Raw genomic sequence first — 15,524 nt, forward strand, 5'->3', positions numbered from 1 at the left:
TGACTCCTTTATGCGCATAAAGTCAGGGCAGCATGGCGACGATTTCGTCGGCACATGCGCGAATTTCCGCGGCGGCCAGCTTGGCGCCGCGATCGTTCATCTGCAGCACGGTCTGACCGAGCGCCATTGCCTGCTTGTACGCTTCCCGGGTCGGGATTTGCGTCTTCAGCAACGGGAAGCCGAGCTCCTCGAGCGCACGCTTGAGCTCGCGGGTCAGCATGCGCTTCTCTTCGGTCTTGTTCAGCAGGAAGACGGCACGGAGGTCTTCGTTCATCACCTGCGCCTGCTGGATCAGCTTGACCAGCCCGACGCTCGACCAGTAATCGGCTGGCGACGACGAAGTCGGAATCACGGCGATCGATGCGGCCAGCAGCACGACGCCGGAGACTTTCTCGGTGATCGACGGCGGGCAATCGACGACGATGATGTCGTAGTCGTTGATGAACTTCTTGATCTCGCGATGGATCTGGCCGCCGGCTTCGGCGAGATTGACGACCGGGAACGGGATGCCGGCGTCGCTGTCACCGGATGCGCTCGACCAGTGAACCAGTGTGTTTTGACCGTCGGCGTCGATGACGAGGACGCGCTTCCCTTTCTCATGGAATGCCGCGCCGAGGTGCATGGCAATCGTGCTTTTGCCGACGCCACCTTTTTGTTGAGTGACTGCAATGATTTCCGCGGCCAATTTTCACTCCTGTTTTTGGTCGTTGGAATTCTACAGGACGATATTTATATTTCAATGAAATTGTCGTTTGCCAACTACGCGTTAGCCATTCGGGCTATCGGTTTATGCGCATAAACGAATGGGGACGCTGGCTGACTGCAGCGGATGGCGGCGAGATTGCTGCGGTGGATGATGAGCGGATGGATCGTCGTGACGACAGGCGTTTCTGCCCCCTCGTTCGAGAAGCTGATCGGCGCAATGTGTTGGCGCCTGCCCCGTCGATAGCCGAACGCGCGGGGCCTTGGTGACGGAGGAGTTTGTGCGCATAAACTTCGGCGGTGCTGGAGAGCATCTGCGAGTCGTCGTCCTCGCTTGAGCACGAGCCTGGATGACGAACGCGGCGCGACCCAGGCCGGCGCGATACTCACGCCGTGTGCCGTGCGCCGTGCGCCGTGCGCCGTGCGCAGCGTGCAGCGTGCAGCGTGCAGCGGTGAAGCGGTGAAGCGGTGAAGCGGTGAAGCGGTGAAGCGGTGAAGCGGTGAAGCGCTGGCCGCCCCCAGCGTTTATGCGCATAAACCATCGAGAGGCTCGGCCGCGATCGGCGGCCCCACGTCGGCAAGCGCGCATTAATACGTCCCGCGACAATGCCCCGGACGGACGCGATCGCGTATCGCCCCGCTGATCGTTCGAGGCATCGAAGTGTCCGGGCCAGTCGCGATATCAGTGGACCTCCCCACCTCGCGAAGCGATAGCTTTATGCGCATAAACCGTGCGGGTGGCCCTCGCGTCGGAACCTGCAACACGCCAGAGCGATGCGTCGTTGTTCATCGGCGCTCCCCGCCGTAGACGGCCTTGGCGATGGTCCATACAACGCACTTTATGCGCATAAAGGCATCACGCGCTCTGCACGCTCGTCGGCGCGAACGATTCCTCCCCGCACGCCGCACCGTACTCCAACTCCCCTTTCGCCCGCGCGCCGGTCCCCGCCGAAACGCACGCAACCAGACTGGCTACAATACGTGCCTTTCCTATCCAGGTCCGAATGATGATCACGATCTACCACAACCCCCGCTGCTCGAAGTCCCGCGAGACGCTCGCACTGGTCGAGACGTTGAACACCGCCGGCACGCAGGTGAATGTCGTCGAGTATCTGAAGAAGACGCCGACGGTCGAGGAACTGGAAGCGTTGCATCGTCAGCTCGGGCGCCCGGTGCGCGACATGCTTCGCGACGGCGAAGAGCCGTACAAGACGCTGGATCTTGCCCGTGCGAGTCTGACCGACGCGGAGGCCTATGAAGCGATTGCGGCTCATCCTATTCTGCTGCAGCGTCCGATCGTCGTGTATCGAGGCAAGGCGGCCATCGGTCGTCCGCCCGAGTCGGTGCGCGCGCTGTTCGAATAATTGTTGTTCGGCGTATTTTTCTTATCGCATCATCCCGGCGCGAGCGCGCCGGGAATAAGCGGCTGAATTCGCGGGCCGCAACCGACCACCGTGGCTACGCTGCCGATGGTCATCAAATGAGCCGCGCGTCGCGGAAATCACGAGACGCATCCGATCGACCGGTTGAATTCGAGTAGCACAACCGTCCACCGTGGCTGCCCTGCCAGCAGTCATCGATGGAACCACTCGTAGCAGCAATCACGAGACGCGTCGGATCGCTCGACTGAATTCGAATATCACAACCGTCCACCGTGGCTACGCTCCCATCCGTCATCAAATGAACCGCTCGTAGCAGAAATCACAAGGCAGCAACTCAGCCCTGCCCGTCGCCCGACGACTCATCCCGATCGCCACCCGCTTCATCCCCCGTCCCCCGCCCTGCCGCCGCATGCGCTGCCGTCCGCAGCAGCGCGATCTGCCCGCGATACACGCGGCATCCGCCGCAAGTCGGCAGATGCACATGCACCTGCATGCGCTCATGAAGCGTCAAGGACCGGTCGAGCGCATCCGACAGCAGTCGCGTCACGTCCCTACATTTCCCCGGCAGCATCTTCGGTCGTCATTCCTTTTTCGCTGAGGCAGGTGCGCAGGCGCGTGCGCGCCCGATACAGCAACACGCTGCAATGATTCGTCGTCAACGTCAGTTCGCTGCAGATGTCGGCAATCTCGACGTCGAGGAATTCGCGCATCATGAACACGCGCCCGATGTGTTCCGGCAAGTGGTCGAGGCAGACCTGGAACAGCATCCAGAACTGCTGTTGCTGCAATAGCGTTTCGGGGCGCGGCCACGGCCGCGGCTTCGTGTGCGGCGCCCAATGCCCGTTTTCCTTGAAGAGTTCGCGATCGAGCGCGGATTCGCCGTCGAGTTCCGCATCGAGCGCGGACAGGCTCACCGTCCGCTGCCGCGCGCGCAGGATGTCGATCAGCTTGTTGCGCAGGATGCCGAACACCCAGGTCTTGTGGGCGGACCGTCCCGCGAACTCTCCCGCGTGCGACCACGCGGCGGTCAGCGCTTCCTGCACGGCATCCTCGGCCGCATCGGTGTCGCGGAGCTGGAGTCGCGCGAAGCGCAGCAGGTCGCGCCGCAGTTGCGCGAGATAGGCGGGGTCGTCGTACGCGGACAGCATGGCAGGTCGGGAGCCTTACGAAGCGAAAGCGCTCGCGTGCGCGCCACCGGGCGGGCGCATCGCGGTGTGCGAGCAGCTTACTGGGCGAGACGCTGCGCTGCAACGCATGTTCCGTCGCGAATTCACGAAGCCGGTTGGCGCGCTGCGCTATGCTTGCCGAAGCCTGGCGTCGCGCGCCGCGAAATCGCGACGCGGGCGGTCTGTAACATCAGACCATAACGGTCAAGTTATCCACAATTTCTGTGGAAAACCTTGTGGAAAGTCGGCCGGTCGGCCCCGTGGGACGGCTCGCGGGCTGGCTTGCCTATAAACAGACCTTTGTCGCCTGTCCAGAATCAATCGACCCGATTCCTTACTCACCGGAAGGAGAAAGCCATGTCCTATCGTGTTGCAGTCGTCGTCGGCAGCCTGCGTCGCGGTTCCTGGAACCGCGCGCTCGCGCAAGCCGTGATCTCGCTCGCCCCCGCCGATTTCTCGTTCGAATTCGTCGAGATCGGCGAACTGCCGCTCTACAGCCAGGACTACGACGCGGACTTTCCGGAAGTCGCGAAGCGCTTCAAGCAGTCGATCGAGGCGGCCGACGCGCTGCTGTTCGTGACGCCCGAGTACAACCGCTCGATCCCGGGCGTGCTGAAGAACGCGCTCGACTGGGGCTCGCGCCCGTGGGGGCACAACTCGTGGTCCGGCAAGCCGGGTGCGGTACTCGGCACGTCACCGGGTGCGACCGGCACCGCACTCGCGCAGCAGCACCTGCGCAACGTGCTTGCGTATCTCGACGTGAAGACGCTCGGCCAGCCGGAAATGTTCATCAAGCACGACCCGGCGCGTATCGACGACGAGGGCCAGATCGTCAGCGAAGACACCCGCAAGTTCCTGCAGGGTTTCGTCGACCGCTACGTCGACTGGGTGCGCGTGCTGAAGGCGGCCTGATCGCCGTTTCCTTGCCGCCGCCGGCACCGGCCCGCATGCCGCGGGTCAGGCGCCGGCGTGCCGTGCGTCGCGCGCTTCGCGGATGCCGAGCAGGATCTCGTCGAGCAGCGCGATGTCGAACGGCTTCGACAGCACGCGCACGTCGACGGTACGCGTGCGGTCGAGTTCCTCCGCGTAACCCGTGACGAGGATCACGGGCAGCTTCCCCGGCCGCTTGTCGATCGCTTCGGCGAGATCGATGCCGTTCAGGCGGCCCGGCATGTGGATATCCGAGATCACCAGGTCGAATGCGTCGTTCGCGGCCGCGCCTTCGATCAGGCGCAGTGCGTCGTCGGCGGTGGGCGCATAGGTGACGCGGTGCCCGAGCAGCGTGAGCAGCGCCTCGGTGCCGGCCGCGACTTCGCTGTTGTCCTCGACCAGCAGCACGTGCAGGCCGGCAAGCCCGCCCGCGTCGTGCACGGCGGCCTGCGGTCGCGCGACGATGTCCTCGGCGCGTGCGCGCGGCAGGTAGAGGCGCACCGAGGTCCCGGCGCCGACCGCGCTGTCGATCGTCGCGAGTCCGCCCGAGCGCTCGCAGAACGCGAACACCTGCGGCAGCCCGAGCCCCGTTCCCATCCCCTGCGCCTTCGTCGTGAAGAGCGGCTCGAACGCGCGCGCGAGTACGTCGGGCGGCATGCCCGAGCCCGTATCGTCGAGCGAGATCTGCACGAAGTCGCCGGTCAGCGGAAAGCCGTCCTCGCGGCGCAGCGTCACGTTGCGCGCGCCGACGGTGAAGCGGCCGCCGACCGTCATCGCATCGCGCGCGTTGACGGCGAGATTGATCACCGCGAGCTCGAGCTCCGCGACATCGACCCGGATCGGCCATACGCCGGGCTCGATCGCGACGACCAGCAGCGATTTCGAACCGAGCGACGTCTTCAGCAGTTCGCGGCACGTGCCGAGCCATTGACCGACGTCGATCGTCTCGCTGTGCAGCGGCTGCTTGCGCGCGACGCCGAGCAACTGGCGCGTGAGCGACTGGCCGTTCTTCAGCGCGCGTTCGATCGCGCCGAGTTCCTTGTCGAGATGCTGGACGCCGCGTCGCCGCGCGATCTGCACGTTGCTCGAGATGATCATCAGCAGATTGTTGAAGTCGTGCGCGACGCTGCCGACCAGATTGCCGAGCGCCTGCATCTTGCGCGACTGCCGGTACGCGGATTCGATCGAACGTCGCATCGACGCTTCGGCCTGCCAGCGGTCCCAGGCCTCCTCTTCCGCCTTCAGCCGCTTCAGCGACAGCCAGATCACCGACCACAGCGCGATCGACGGCGCGAACATCGAGATGAACAGCACGCTCAGGTGTTCGTACCATTCACGCCAGATCGCCGACGTGCGGTACGCGCAGGTCACGTACACGGGGTAGCTGCCGACCTGGCGGTACGCGACGATCTCGCTGCTGGCGCCGTCGTGGCGCACCCGCACGACGCCCGCGCGCGGATCGCTTTGCGCGTTGCCGAAGGTGGCCGTGAGATCGGTGTGCGCGAGCGACGGCGGCGGCGGATACGACGCGATCACCGCGCCGTCGGAACGCGCGAGCGCCATCGTCATCGGGGTGGCCGCGCCGCCGAGCAGGTCGCGGTAGAACGCGTTGAAATACGACGACTTCAGCGCGATCGACACCATTCCGGCGAACGAACCGTCGCTATGGCGTCGCGCGACGCCCGTGTTGAACACGGGGATGTTCTCGAGCTTGAGCGGCCCCATCATCAGCTTCGAGATGTGTTCGATCACGCGGCCGTCGCGGATGCCGGCGAAGTCGTCGCGGTTCGCGATCGACGCATAGGGCGCCGGATAGTAGAGGCTGTTGGCGAGCAGCATCCCGCTCGCACCGAAGATCGACACCGCGGCCACCTGCGGATAGCCGCCGCCGATCGTATTCAGCGCTTCGTGGATGTCGGATTCGTGGCGGCGCACGGTGGCGTCGTCCATGTCCTGCACGAGGTCGACGATGCGCGCATCGAGCGTCTCGCTCAGGTCGAACACCTTGAGCGCATGTTCCTCGGCGACGCGCACGGTGCGCATCGTCACGTCGCTCGCCGCGGCTTCGCGGGCCTTCAGGTCGTTGTACGCCATGACCGACACGTAGATGCACGGCAGCACGATCGCCGCGACCAGCAGCACGATCAGCGTCACGCGCCGGACCGCGAAATCGTGCTCGGGCGCGCCGGACGCATAGTTGCCGTCGTCCTGCCAGTCGTCGGCGGGCGGTGCGGTGTGCGTGCGGGAGTCGGCGGGACGTTCGGACGTCATCGAAGAAAGCGGGTGAAGCGGAGGTGTTCCATCATAAACGAGTTGCGCACGTGCGCCGTACCGCCGCACCGATGTGCAACCTGGTGATTCCGACAGGGGCACGGTGAAAGTTTGAAAACGCTATGAATCCGGCAGCGCAAACGTACACAAAGAAAAATTTTGCGTGCTTATCTCGAAAATGGTCGCGGCTGTTTTCGGAATGCCGGGCGAATGAAGCGATTTTGTTCGAAATGGTGAAAATGGCGAGTTGCACCGCCTTCGGTTTACTCAGAGAATCGCGCCTTGCTTTCCCCATGACAGATATATGCGCCCGCCGGCGTTTGCGGCGCGGTGTGTCGCGTGCCTCGCGCCGCGGCGCCCGCGCGCGGCCGCACGGCGGTGGCCGCGCTTGATCGCATGGCGCCTAAAGAAGCGCGCCGCGCGGTCGTTAACGCGAGAGAGACCATTCCGTATACCGCTTCGCCGCCATGCCTTTGCCGATCGTGATCGCCGACGACTCCTTGCTCGCTCGCAAACTTCTGACAAAGGCACTGCCGGGAGACTGGGACGTCGACGTCGCGTATGCGGCGAATGGTCGCGAGGCCCTGGCGCTCTATCGTGACGGCAAGGCTTCCGTGATGTTTCTGGACCTGACGATGCCCGACATGAACGGCTATCAGGTGCTCGAGACACTGCGCCACGAAGACCTGAACACGTTCGTGATCGTGGTATCCGCCGATATCCAGCCGCAGGCGCAAGCACGCGTGCGCGAGTTGGGCGCGATCGCATTCGTTGCCAAGCCCGTGACGTCGGAGGCGTTGCTGCCCATTCTCAAGGAGTATGGGTTGTATGCCTGAATCGGTGTTCACGGCGGAGCAACGCGACGCGTTGCAGGAAATCGCCAACCTCGCGATGGGCCGTGCCGCCGCACGGCTCGCGCTGCTGCTCGGGCACTTCATCGAGCTGTCGGTACCGCGCGTGCGCGTCGTGAAGGCCGCCGATGCGGGCGACGCGCTGCGCGAGATGACGGGCATCCACGAAAACGTGACGGCCGTGCGCCAGGGATTCCGTTCCGACATCAAGGGCGAGGCGATCGTGCTGTGCCGCAGCGCGGGCGTCGCGCGGCTCATGTCGCTGATGGAGCGCACGTTCGGCGACGGCGTGTATGCCGGCATGGCCACGCAGGACGAACTCGTGTTCGATGTCTCGAACGTGCTGATGAGCGCATGCGTCGCGTCGATCCTCGACGAGCTCGGCCGCAAGCCCGTGTTCTTCCCGCCGGGGCTGCTCGGCGCGAACGTGTCGTTCGACGACGTGTTCCAGCCGACCGCGCTGGCCTGGAGCGTCGCGCTGCTGCTCGAAGTGAACTTCGGTCTCGAGGATCACGCGTTCCGCGCACATTTCGTGATGCTGATGGCCGAGGACTCGATCCGGCTGATGGGCGAAGCGCTCGACGCGTTGCTGTCCGCGCTATGAACACGACCCCCGCCGCCACCGCCACTGCCGCGTCGCTGAGCGACCTCGTGATCGAACGGGTGGGCTTCGGCCTGTTCGTGCTCGACCGCGCGATGACCGTGCTGATGTGGAATCGCTTCATGCAGGACCACAGCGGCATCCCGGCCGCCGAGGTGATCGGTCGCAACCTGTTCGACTGCTTTCCGGCGCTGCCGCGCGCGTGGCTCGAGCGCAAGCTCGAGAGCGTGTTCCAGCTCGGCAGCTTCGCGTTCAGCTCTTGGGAGCAGCGGCCCTACCTGTTTCGCTTCGAGCACGACCGGCCGATCACGGGCGGCGTCGACTACATGCAGCAGGATTGCACGTTCATGCCGCTCACGCGCGGCCGCGAAGTGGAGGCCGTGTGCGTGACGATCTCGGACGTCACGCACGTGAGCGTGATGCAGCGCGAGCGCGAGGAGGCGGTCGCGAAGCTGCGCGAGCATGCGAATCTCGACGGCCTCACCGGCATCGCGAACCGGCGCTTCTTCGAGGCGCGGCTCAGTGACGAGTTCGCGCGCTGGCAGCGCTACGGCGGCGACCTGTCGGTGCTGCTGTTCGACCTCGACCATTTCAAGACGATCAACGACCGGTTCGGGCATGCGGCCGGCGATGCGGTATTGCGCGAGACGGCGCGCCGCGTCGCGTCGATCGTGCGCGCGCAGGATACGTTCGGCCGTTTCGGCGGCGAGGAATTCGCGCTGCTGCTGCCGTGCACGAATCTCGACGAAGCGATGCGGGTAGCGGACAAGGTGCGCTACGCGATCGGCAGCACGCCAGTCGACGCGGAAGGCGTCAGCGTGCCGGTGACGGCGAGCGTCGGCGGCGCGTGCGCGACGACCGGCGCGCTGGCGTGCGACGTGCTCGTCAACGAGGCCGATACCGCGCTCTATCGCGCGAAGCGGCTCGGGCGCGACCGGTCGATCGCATACGCGTAAGCGCGGCGCGGCCGCAGCGCGGTTACCTGCGGCGTACCGCACACCGCACACCGCACACCGCACACCGCACACCGCACACCGCACACCGCACACCGCACACCGCACACCGCACACCGCGCGTGCCGCGCCTCCGTCAGCTTTTCGCGATATCCGCCAGCACGCCGGCCAGCACGGCCGGCTGCGACACGAACGGCGAATGGCTGCTGTCGAGCTGGTGCACGTGCGTCGGCTTGCCGGGCACGAACGCGTCGGCTTCGTCGATGAAGCGCTGCTGCAGCGCGGGCAGGATCACGCGATCGGCCAGGCACTTGATGTAATGACGATCGATCGCGCCCCAGCGTGCGACGGTCGTCGGGATCGCGGTCGCGAACGGCGCGGCCGGCACGTCGCAGGTCATCAGGTTCGCCACCGCCTCGAAGTCGGCCTGCGGCACGTCGTCATACAGTGCGCGCTTCACGAGCCCGCGATACGCGGCATCGCCGCTGTGCGGATCGATCCGCAGCGCGCCCGCGACGCGCGGGCTCGCGAGCATCAGCGGGCCCAGCATTTCGCCCTTGTTCTCGGGTGCGCGCACGTAGTCGAGGCCCGGCACGCCCGACGCGGGCATGAACGCCGCGAGATAGACGATCTTCGCGATCTTCTCCGGAGCACGCTCCGCCGCGGCCGTGATCGCGAGGCCGCCCATGCTGTGCCCGACGAGCACGACCTTGCCGCGGCCGAGCGCATACGCGTCGTCGACGGCCTGCATCACCTGCGTCGCGTAATCGTCGAGCGTGGTGTTCGCGACCGGCGACGGCTCGGCGCCGAAGGCGTCCTTGTCGAGCGGCCGTTCGAGATAGGATGCGGGAAAGTGGGCGTTGATGCCGTGCGCGGGCAGGTCGCGCGCGATCGACAGGTAGCCGCGCGCGGCCAGCGCGGCCGCGACGTGCGCGTAGCACCACGCACCGTGCCACGCGCCGTGCACCAGCACGAAAACGGGATGGTCGGATGGCGCGGTGGCGGTTACGTTCGTCTCCATGGTGTCCGTGTTTTTTGAGAAAGATGTTCATCTTAGACGAAGCCGCGTCGACGAAGCTGCGCGCCCCGGCATGAACGCACGGCCCGGGCGTGCGCGGGCGCGCACCGGCTCTCGCGATGCGGCGCTTTTGTCTCGTACAGGCCACATTTCGTCTTGATCTGATTTGAATTTGCGCCGAAGCGCGCTAATTTGACGCTTTGCTCCCGATTGCGCCCCATGAACGTCGATTACCTCTTCTACCGGCGGCCGGACAAACCCGGCCCCTATTCCCTCGACGACCTGGGCGAGACCGCGCCGCCGATCGGCCCGAGCGACATGGTGCGCGCGGGGATCGCGCGCGTATTCGAGCAGATCGACTGGCAGGAATCGCCCGACGTGCCGGGCGCGTGGTTCGGCACCGGCGGCCCGTCGTTCCAGTTCACGGCGGAGCCCGACGGGCGCGTGACGAGCTTCATGGGCTCGCGGCTCGAACGCCGCTCGATGCTGCAGCTGACCCGTGAAATGGGGCTCATCGCGCTCGACCTGCAGCGCGACATCGTCTACGGCTGACGGGCGGAGCGGCGCCGCTCCCCGCCGCGGCCGGTCTCCCAAGCCCCGCGCGGGCCGCCGGGCGCGGCGGTGTCCGCCATCGAACGTCAAAGATTGCTATACTTTCGCCCAATTCCGGCTTCCGGCCGGTAATTTGTGCCTGTCTGCGTCGATCGTTCGCATATCTCGCACGCATTTGACGCCCTGACCAACCCAGCCGGGCATGGCTTCTTCAATCGCCCCGCGTGGGTGTCTCCGTGGAGCTCGTCTTGGCCGTTTCCAATCTCGTCGTGGACGAACAAGAAACCGACGCCGCTGCCGTCACATCGGGCAGTTCTTTCTATCTGGCGATGCGCATCCTGCCGGCCGTGCAGCGCGACGCGATGTTCCAGGTCTATGCATTCTGCCGTGCGGTGGACGACATCGCCGACAGCGACCTGCCGCGCGCCGAGCGCAACGCGGGCCTCGATCGCTGGCGCGCGGACATCGATGCGTGCTTCGCCGGCCAGCCGCCGCGCCATCTGGTCGCGCTCGAGCGCGAGATCCGCGCGTTCGACCTGAAGCGCGAGGACTTCCACGCGATGATCGACGGGATGGCGATGGACGCCGCCGAGGACATCTGCGCGCCGGACGAACCGACGCTCGACCTGTTCTGCGATCGCGTGGCGAGCGCGGCCGGCCGGCTGTCGGTGAGGATTTTCGGGATCCCGGAGGCGGCAGGCATCAAGCTGTCGCACCACCTCGGCCGCGCGTTGCAGTTGACGAACATCCTGCGCGACATCGACGACGACGCGGCGATCAACCGCTGCTACCTGCCGCGCGAGCTGCTCGCGCGCGAAGGCATCGCGATCACCGATCCGGCGACGATCGTGCGCGACCCGGCGCTGCCGCGCGTGTGCGCGACGCTCGTCGAGCGCGCGCTCGAGCACTTCCGCGAAGCGGATGCCGTGATGGATACGTGCACGCGTGCGCAGGTGAAGGCGCCGCGCATCATGTCGGGCGCGTATCGCTGCATCCTGGAGGCCGCGATCGCGCGCGGCTTCGCCGCCCCGCGCGCGCCGCTGCGCAAGCCGAAGGCGCGCATGCTGATGATCGCCGCGCGCTACGCGCTGTTCTGAGCCGATGCCCAGAACCGTCCACGTGATCGGTGCAGGACTCGCGGGGCTGTCGGCCGCCGTCGAGCTGCAACGCCGCGGGCGGCGCATCGTGCTGCACGACGCGCATGCGCATGCGGGCGGCCGCTGCCGCTCATGGTTCGACGGCGTGCTGAACACGACGCTGGACAGCGGGCTGCATCAGGTTTTCGCGGGGCAATCCGCGACCCAGCGCTACCTGCGCGCGATCGGCGCGGCCGATCGGCTCACGGGGCCCGCGCTGCCTGAATGTCCGGTGGTCGACGTCGCGTCGCAGCAGCGCTGGACGCTGCGTTTCGGGAACGGGCGCTGGCCGTCGTGGCTGTTCGACGCCGCATCGCGCGCGCCGGGCACCACGCCGCTCGATTATCTTGCGCTGGCCTCGCTCGCGTTCGCGCGCACCGGCCGCTCACTCGCACAGACGATGCGCTGCGACGGCGTGCTGTGGGACCGTTGGCTGCGGCCGTATTTCCTCGGGGTGCTGAACGTCGAGCCGCGCCACGCGAGCGCCGAACTCGCGCGCGCGGCGCTGTGCGGCACGTTTGCCGCGGGCGGCCCCGGATGGCGCCCGCTCGTCGCGCGCCACGGGCTCGGCAGCGCATTCGTCGAACCGGCGCTGCGGATGCTGCAGCACGGCGGCGCGCAGATCCGGCTGAATTCGCGGCTCGATGCGTTCGAATTCGGCGCGCACGGCAACGCGGTCGATGCGGTCGCGATCGGCGGCGAGCGCGTCGATCTCGCACCGGGCGACGCGGTCGTGCTGGCCGTGCCGCCCGAGGTCGCGCAGCCGCTCGTCCCGGATCTCACCGCGCCCGACACGTTCAGTGCGGTCGTGACCGCGTATTTCGCGGTCGATACACCGGCCGACGGCCCGCTGCAGACGACCGTCGTCAACGGCGTCGTCGACGCGGTGCGCACCGGCGGCGGTCCGCTCGCGGCGACCATCCGCGACGCGGGCCGCTGGCTCGACATGCCGCGCGATGCGCTCGCGCGGCGCATCTGGGAAGACGTCGCGCGCGTGACCGGCGCGAACCCGGAAACCATGCCGGCGTGGCAGCTCGTGGTCGAGCCGCGCGCGGGGTTTGCGGCGGTGCCGTCGCAGGAAATGAAACGTCCGGCCGTGCGTACGCGCTGGACCAATCTCGTGCTGGCGGGCGACTGGATTGCCACCGGCTTGCCCGCCACGATCGAGGGCGCGATCCGTTCCGGCCAGCTGGCCGCGGACGTGCTCCAGACACAGTAAGCAACAGAGGGACCGATGAACGATCTCACCGAAATGGCCACCCTGTCCGCCGGCACCGTGCCGGCCGGGCTCGACGCGGCCGTCGCCGGCGCGACCGACGCGCTGCTGGCCGCGCAGAACGCGGACGGACACTGGGTCTACGAACTCGAGGCCGATTCGACGATTCCCGCCGAATACGTGCTGCTCGTCCACTATCTCGGCGAGACGCCGAATCTCGAGCTCGAACGGAAGATCGGCAAGTATCTGCGCCGCATCCAGCAGGCCGACGGCGGCTGGCCGCTGTTCACCGACGGCGCGCCGAACATCAGCGCGAGCGTGAAGGCGTATTTCGCGCTGAAGGTGATCGGCGACGACGAGAACGCCGAGCACATGCAGCGTGCGCGCCGTGCGATCCATGCGATGGGCGGCGCCGAGATGTCGAACGTGTTCACGCGCATCCAGCTCGCGCTGTACGGTGCGATTCCGTGGCGCGCGGTGCCGATGATGCCGGTCGAGATCATGCTGCTGCCGCAGTGGTTCCCGTTCCACCTGTCGAAGGTGTCGTACTGGGCGCGGACCGTGATCGTGCCGCTGCTGGTGCTGAACGCGAAGCGCCCGATCGCAAAGAACCCGCGCGGCGTGCGCATCGACGAGCTGTTCATCGACCCGCCCGTCAACGCCGGCCTGCTGCCGCGCCAGGGCCACCAGAGCCCCGGCTGGTTCGCGTTCTTCCGCGTGGTTGACCATGCGCTGCGCGCGGTCGACGGCCTGTTCCCGAACTACACGCGCGAACGCGCGATCCGCCAGGCCGTGTCGTTCGTCGACGAGCGCCTGAACGGCGAGGACGGCCTCGGCGCGATCTATCCGGCGATGGCCAACGCGGTGATGATGTACGACGTGCTCGGCTATGCGGAAGATCATCCGAACCGCGCGATCGCGCGCAAGGCGCTCGAGAAGCTGCTCGTCGTGCACGAGGACGAAGCGTATTGCCAGCCGTGCCTGTCGCCGGTGTGGGACACGTCGCTCGTCGCGCATGCGCTGCTCGAAACCGGTGACGCGCGTGCCGAGGAAGCCGTGCTGCGCGGCCTCGACTGGCTGCGCCCGCTGCAGATCCTCGACGTGCGCGGCGACTGGATCTCGCGCCGGCCGCACGTGCGGCCCGGCGGCTGGGCGTTCCAGTACGCGAACGCGCACTACCCTGACGTCGACGACACGGCTGTGGTCGTGATGGCGATGGACCGCGCGCAGAAGCTCAGGCAGACGGACACGTATCGCGACTCGATGGCGCGCGCGCGCGAATGGGTCGTCGGCATGCAGAGCAGCGACGGCGGCTGGGGCGCGTTCGAACCGGAAAACACGCAGTACTACCTGAACAACATTCCGTTCTCCGATCACGGTGCGCTGCTCGATCCGCCGACCGCCGACGTGTCGGGCCGCTGCCTGTCGATGCTGTCGCAGCTCGGCGAGACGCCGCTGAACAGCGAGCCGGCCCGTCGCGCGCTCGACTACATGCTGAAGGAGCAGGAGCCGGACGGCAGCTGGTACGGCCGCTGGGGGATGAACTACGTGTACGGCACGTGGACGGCCCTGTGCTCGCTGAACGCGGCCGGCCTGACGCCGGACGATCCGCGCATGAAGCGCGGCGCGCAGTGGCTGCTGTCGATCCAGAACAAGGACGGCGGCTGGGGCGAGGACGGCGACAGCTACAAGCTGAATTACCGCGGTTTCGAGCAGGCGCCGAGCACCGCGTCGCAGACGGCCTGGGCGTTGCTCGGCCTGATGGCGGCCGGCGAGGTGAACAACCCGGCCGTTGCACGCGGCGTCGACTACCTGATCGCTCAGCAGAACGAAGAAGGCCTGTGGGACGAGACGCGCTTCACGGCAACCGGCTTCCCGCGCGTGTTCTATCTGCGCTATCACGGCTATCGCAAGTTCTTCCCGCTGTGGGCGCTCGCGCGCTATCGCAACCTGAAGCGCGCCAACGCGACGCGCGTGACGGTCGGGATGTAACGCGTGGCGCCGACGCAGCACAACGGCACGTTGCCCGTCATCGCCGTCACGGGGATGGCGTTCGAGGCGCGCATCGCGCGCGGTCAGGGCGTCGAGGCCGTGTTCGCCGCGCGGGCCGACCGTCTCGAGCGTGCGCTGGCCGAGGCGACCGCGCGCGGTTGCGCGGGCATCGTGAGCTTCGGCACGGCAGGCGGGCTCGCGCCCGATCTCGCACCCGGCGCGCTCGTGATCGCGGACGCGATCGACGGGCCGTTCGGCCGCGTGCAGACCGATCCGGGCTGGAGCGCGCGGCTCGTCGCCGCACTGCACGACACGCCGGTATGGGCACGCGTCACGCGCGGCACGATGGCGGCGGTCGGCGCGCCGGTGGTCAGCGAACAGGAAAAGACGTCGCTGCATCGCGCGAAGGGCGCGCTCGCCGTCGACATGGAATCGCATATCGCCGCGGCCTTCGCGGCGTCGCGCGGCGTACCGTTCGCGGTGTGCCGCGCGATCGTCGACCCGGCGTGGCGCACGCTGCCGCGCGCGGCGACGGCCGGCCTGCGCGACGACGGCAGCACGGCCATCCTGCCGATCCTGCGCGAACTGCTGAAGCAGCCGTCGCAGCTCGGCCCGCTGCTGCAGGTCGCGGGCGACGCGCGCGCGGCACGCACGACGCTGATCCAGGCGCGGCACGCATTCGAGCGTGCGGGCGCGATGCGGATCGTCTGAGCGGCGTTCGCCGCTTCTCCTCTCCCCCTTCCGTTCCCGTTTT

General features: G+C 67.1%; 15 protein-coding genes. 10 read left to right on the forward strand and 5 right to left on the reverse strand.

Annotation, left to right across the window (positions count from 1 at the left end):
• Positions 1-22: 22 nt before the first annotated feature.
• Positions 23-685 carry a ParA family partition ATPase gene (gene parA, locus DIE02_RS13620; protein ID WP_040138954.1) on the reverse strand — a complete coding sequence of 221 codons (663 nt, stop codon included), beginning with the start codon at positions 683-685 and terminating at the stop codon, positions 23-25.
• A gap of 1,024 nt (positions 686-1,709) precedes the next feature.
• Here parA and arsC point away from each other — a divergent pair.
• Positions 1,710-2,066, forward strand: coding sequence for an arsenate reductase (glutaredoxin) (gene arsC / locus DIE02_RS13625; RefSeq protein WP_124529237.1), 357 nt, complete (start codon positions 1,710-1,712; stop codon positions 2,064-2,066).
• A gap of 352 nt (positions 2,067-2,418) precedes the next feature.
• Here the strand turns inward: arsC and DIE02_RS13630 are convergent, their stop codons facing one another.
• Both DIE02_RS13630 and DIE02_RS13635 read right to left on the reverse strand, forming a co-directional pair.
• Entirely contained in the window at positions 2,419-2,655 is a 237-nt protein-coding gene (locus tag DIE02_RS13630; RefSeq protein WP_124485973.1) for a zf-HC2 domain-containing protein, read from the reverse strand.
• The gene (locus DIE02_RS13635) at positions 2,636-3,232 is read right to left on the reverse strand and encodes an RNA polymerase factor sigma-70 (protein ID WP_124485974.1); all 597 of its coding nucleotides are present in this window, start codon (positions 3,230-3,232) and stop codon (positions 2,636-2,638) included. The genes DIE02_RS13630 and DIE02_RS13635 overlap by 20 nt, the downstream gene beginning before the upstream one ends.
• A 375-nt stretch (positions 3,233-3,607) precedes the next feature.
• Between DIE02_RS13635 and DIE02_RS13640 the strand changes: the two genes are divergently transcribed.
• Positions 3,608-4,162, forward strand: coding sequence for an NADPH-dependent FMN reductase (locus tag DIE02_RS13640; protein ID WP_044848764.1), 555 nt, complete (start codon positions 3,608-3,610; stop codon positions 4,160-4,162).
• 45 nt (positions 4,163-4,207) lie between these two features.
• On the opposite strand, the gene DIE02_RS13645 is transcribed toward DIE02_RS13640, so the two are convergent.
• Positions 4,208-6,451, reverse strand: coding sequence for a hybrid sensor histidine kinase/response regulator (locus DIE02_RS13645; protein WP_124529084.1), 2,244 nt, complete (start codon positions 6,449-6,451; stop codon positions 4,208-4,210).
• Between the two features lie 467 nt (positions 6,452-6,918).
• Here DIE02_RS13645 and DIE02_RS13655 point away from each other — a divergent pair, with 467 nt between their 5' ends.
• From DIE02_RS13655 to DIE02_RS13665, 3 genes are read left to right on the forward strand one after another with little or no spacing between them, the layout of a single operon-like run.
• On the forward strand, positions 6,919-7,287 hold the full coding sequence (locus DIE02_RS13655) for a response regulator (protein ID WP_040138947.1): 369 nt from the start codon (positions 6,919-6,921) through the stop codon (positions 7,285-7,287).
• Positions 7,280-7,906: a chemotaxis protein CheC gene (locus DIE02_RS13660; RefSeq protein WP_124520174.1), complete on the forward strand. Its 627-nt coding sequence runs from the start codon at positions 7,280-7,282 to the stop codon at positions 7,904-7,906. The genes DIE02_RS13655 and DIE02_RS13660 overlap by 8 nt, the downstream gene beginning before the upstream one ends.
• Positions 7,903-8,859, forward strand: coding sequence for a diguanylate cyclase (locus DIE02_RS13665; RefSeq protein ID WP_124529086.1), 957 nt, complete (start codon positions 7,903-7,905; stop codon positions 8,857-8,859). Before DIE02_RS13660 ends, DIE02_RS13665 begins: the two co-directional genes overlap by 4 nt.
• A gap of 133 nt (positions 8,860-8,992) precedes the next feature.
• On the opposite strand, the gene DIE02_RS13670 is transcribed toward DIE02_RS13665, so the two are convergent.
• Positions 8,993-9,877 carry an alpha/beta fold hydrolase gene (locus DIE02_RS13670; protein WP_124520170.1) on the reverse strand — a complete coding sequence of 295 codons (885 nt, stop codon included), beginning with the start codon at positions 9,875-9,877 and terminating at the stop codon, positions 8,993-8,995.
• Positions 9,878-10,093: 216 nt separating this feature from the next.
• Here DIE02_RS13670 and DIE02_RS13675 point away from each other — a divergent pair, with 216 nt between their 5' ends.
• The 5 genes from DIE02_RS13675 (at position 10,094) to DIE02_RS13695 (ending at position 15,481) form a co-directional block, all read left to right on the forward strand.
• A complete protein-coding gene (locus DIE02_RS13675) occupies positions 10,094-10,426 on the forward strand; it encodes a hypothetical protein (RefSeq protein ID WP_044848863.1) in 333 nt (110 codons plus the stop codon).
• Between the two features lie 248 nt (positions 10,427-10,674).
• A complete protein-coding gene (gene hpnD, locus DIE02_RS13680; protein WP_044848864.1) occupies positions 10,675-11,523 on the forward strand; it encodes a presqualene diphosphate synthase HpnD in 849 nt (282 codons plus the stop codon).
• 4 nt (positions 11,524-11,527) lie between these two features.
• A complete protein-coding gene (gene hpnE, locus DIE02_RS13685; RefSeq protein ID WP_044848865.1) occupies positions 11,528-12,781 on the forward strand; it encodes a hydroxysqualene dehydroxylase HpnE in 1,254 nt (417 codons plus the stop codon).
• A gap of 15 nt (positions 12,782-12,796) precedes the next feature.
• Positions 12,797-14,770, forward strand: a complete 1,974-nt coding sequence (gene shc / locus DIE02_RS13690; protein WP_124529088.1) for a squalene--hopene cyclase — start codon at positions 12,797-12,799, stop codon at positions 14,768-14,770.
• Positions 14,771-14,773: 3 nt separating this feature from the next.
• Positions 14,774-15,481, forward strand: a complete 708-nt coding sequence (locus tag DIE02_RS13695; protein ID WP_082088758.1) for a phosphorylase — start codon at positions 14,774-14,776, stop codon at positions 15,479-15,481.
• The last annotated feature ends 43 nt before the right edge of the window (positions 15,482-15,524 follow it).

The sequence above is a fragment of the Burkholderia sp. Bp8991 genome (assembly GCF_003853795.1).
GTDB lineage: Bacteria > Pseudomonadota > Gammaproteobacteria > Burkholderiales > Burkholderiaceae > Burkholderia.

Excerpts from the sequence above, each read along its gene's own strand:
- arsC (WP_124529237.1), top strand. The coding sequence starts at position 1,710 with ATGATCACGATCTACCACAACCCCCGCTGCTCGAAGTCCCGCGAGACG.
- DIE02_RS13630 (WP_124485973.1), bottom strand. The coding sequence starts at position 2,655 with ATGCTGCCGGGGAAATGTAGGGACGTGACGCGACTGCTGTCGGATGCG.
- DIE02_RS13635 (WP_124485974.1), bottom strand. The coding sequence starts at position 3,232 with ATGCTGTCCGCGTACGACGACCCCGCCTATCTCGCGCAACTGCGGCGC.
- DIE02_RS13640 (WP_044848764.1), top strand. The coding sequence starts at position 3,608 with ATGTCCTATCGTGTTGCAGTCGTCGTCGGCAGCCTGCGTCGCGGTTCC.
- DIE02_RS13645 (WP_124529084.1), bottom strand. The coding sequence starts at position 6,451 with ATGACGTCCGAACGTCCCGCCGACTCCCGCACGCACACCGCACCGCCC.
- DIE02_RS13655 (WP_040138947.1), top strand. The coding sequence starts at position 6,919 with ATGCCTTTGCCGATCGTGATCGCCGACGACTCCTTGCTCGCTCGCAAA.
- DIE02_RS13660 (WP_124520174.1), top strand. The coding sequence starts at position 7,280 with ATGCCTGAATCGGTGTTCACGGCGGAGCAACGCGACGCGTTGCAGGAA.
- DIE02_RS13665 (WP_124529086.1), top strand. The coding sequence starts at position 7,903 with ATGAACACGACCCCCGCCGCCACCGCCACTGCCGCGTCGCTGAGCGAC.
- DIE02_RS13670 (WP_124520170.1), bottom strand. The coding sequence starts at position 9,877 with ATGGAGACGAACGTAACCGCCACCGCGCCATCCGACCATCCCGTTTTC.
- DIE02_RS13675 (WP_044848863.1), top strand. The coding sequence starts at position 10,094 with ATGAACGTCGATTACCTCTTCTACCGGCGGCCGGACAAACCCGGCCCC.
- hpnE (WP_044848865.1), top strand. The coding sequence starts at position 11,528 with ATGCCCAGAACCGTCCACGTGATCGGTGCAGGACTCGCGGGGCTGTCG.
- shc (WP_124529088.1), top strand. The coding sequence starts at position 12,797 with ATGAACGATCTCACCGAAATGGCCACCCTGTCCGCCGGCACCGTGCCG.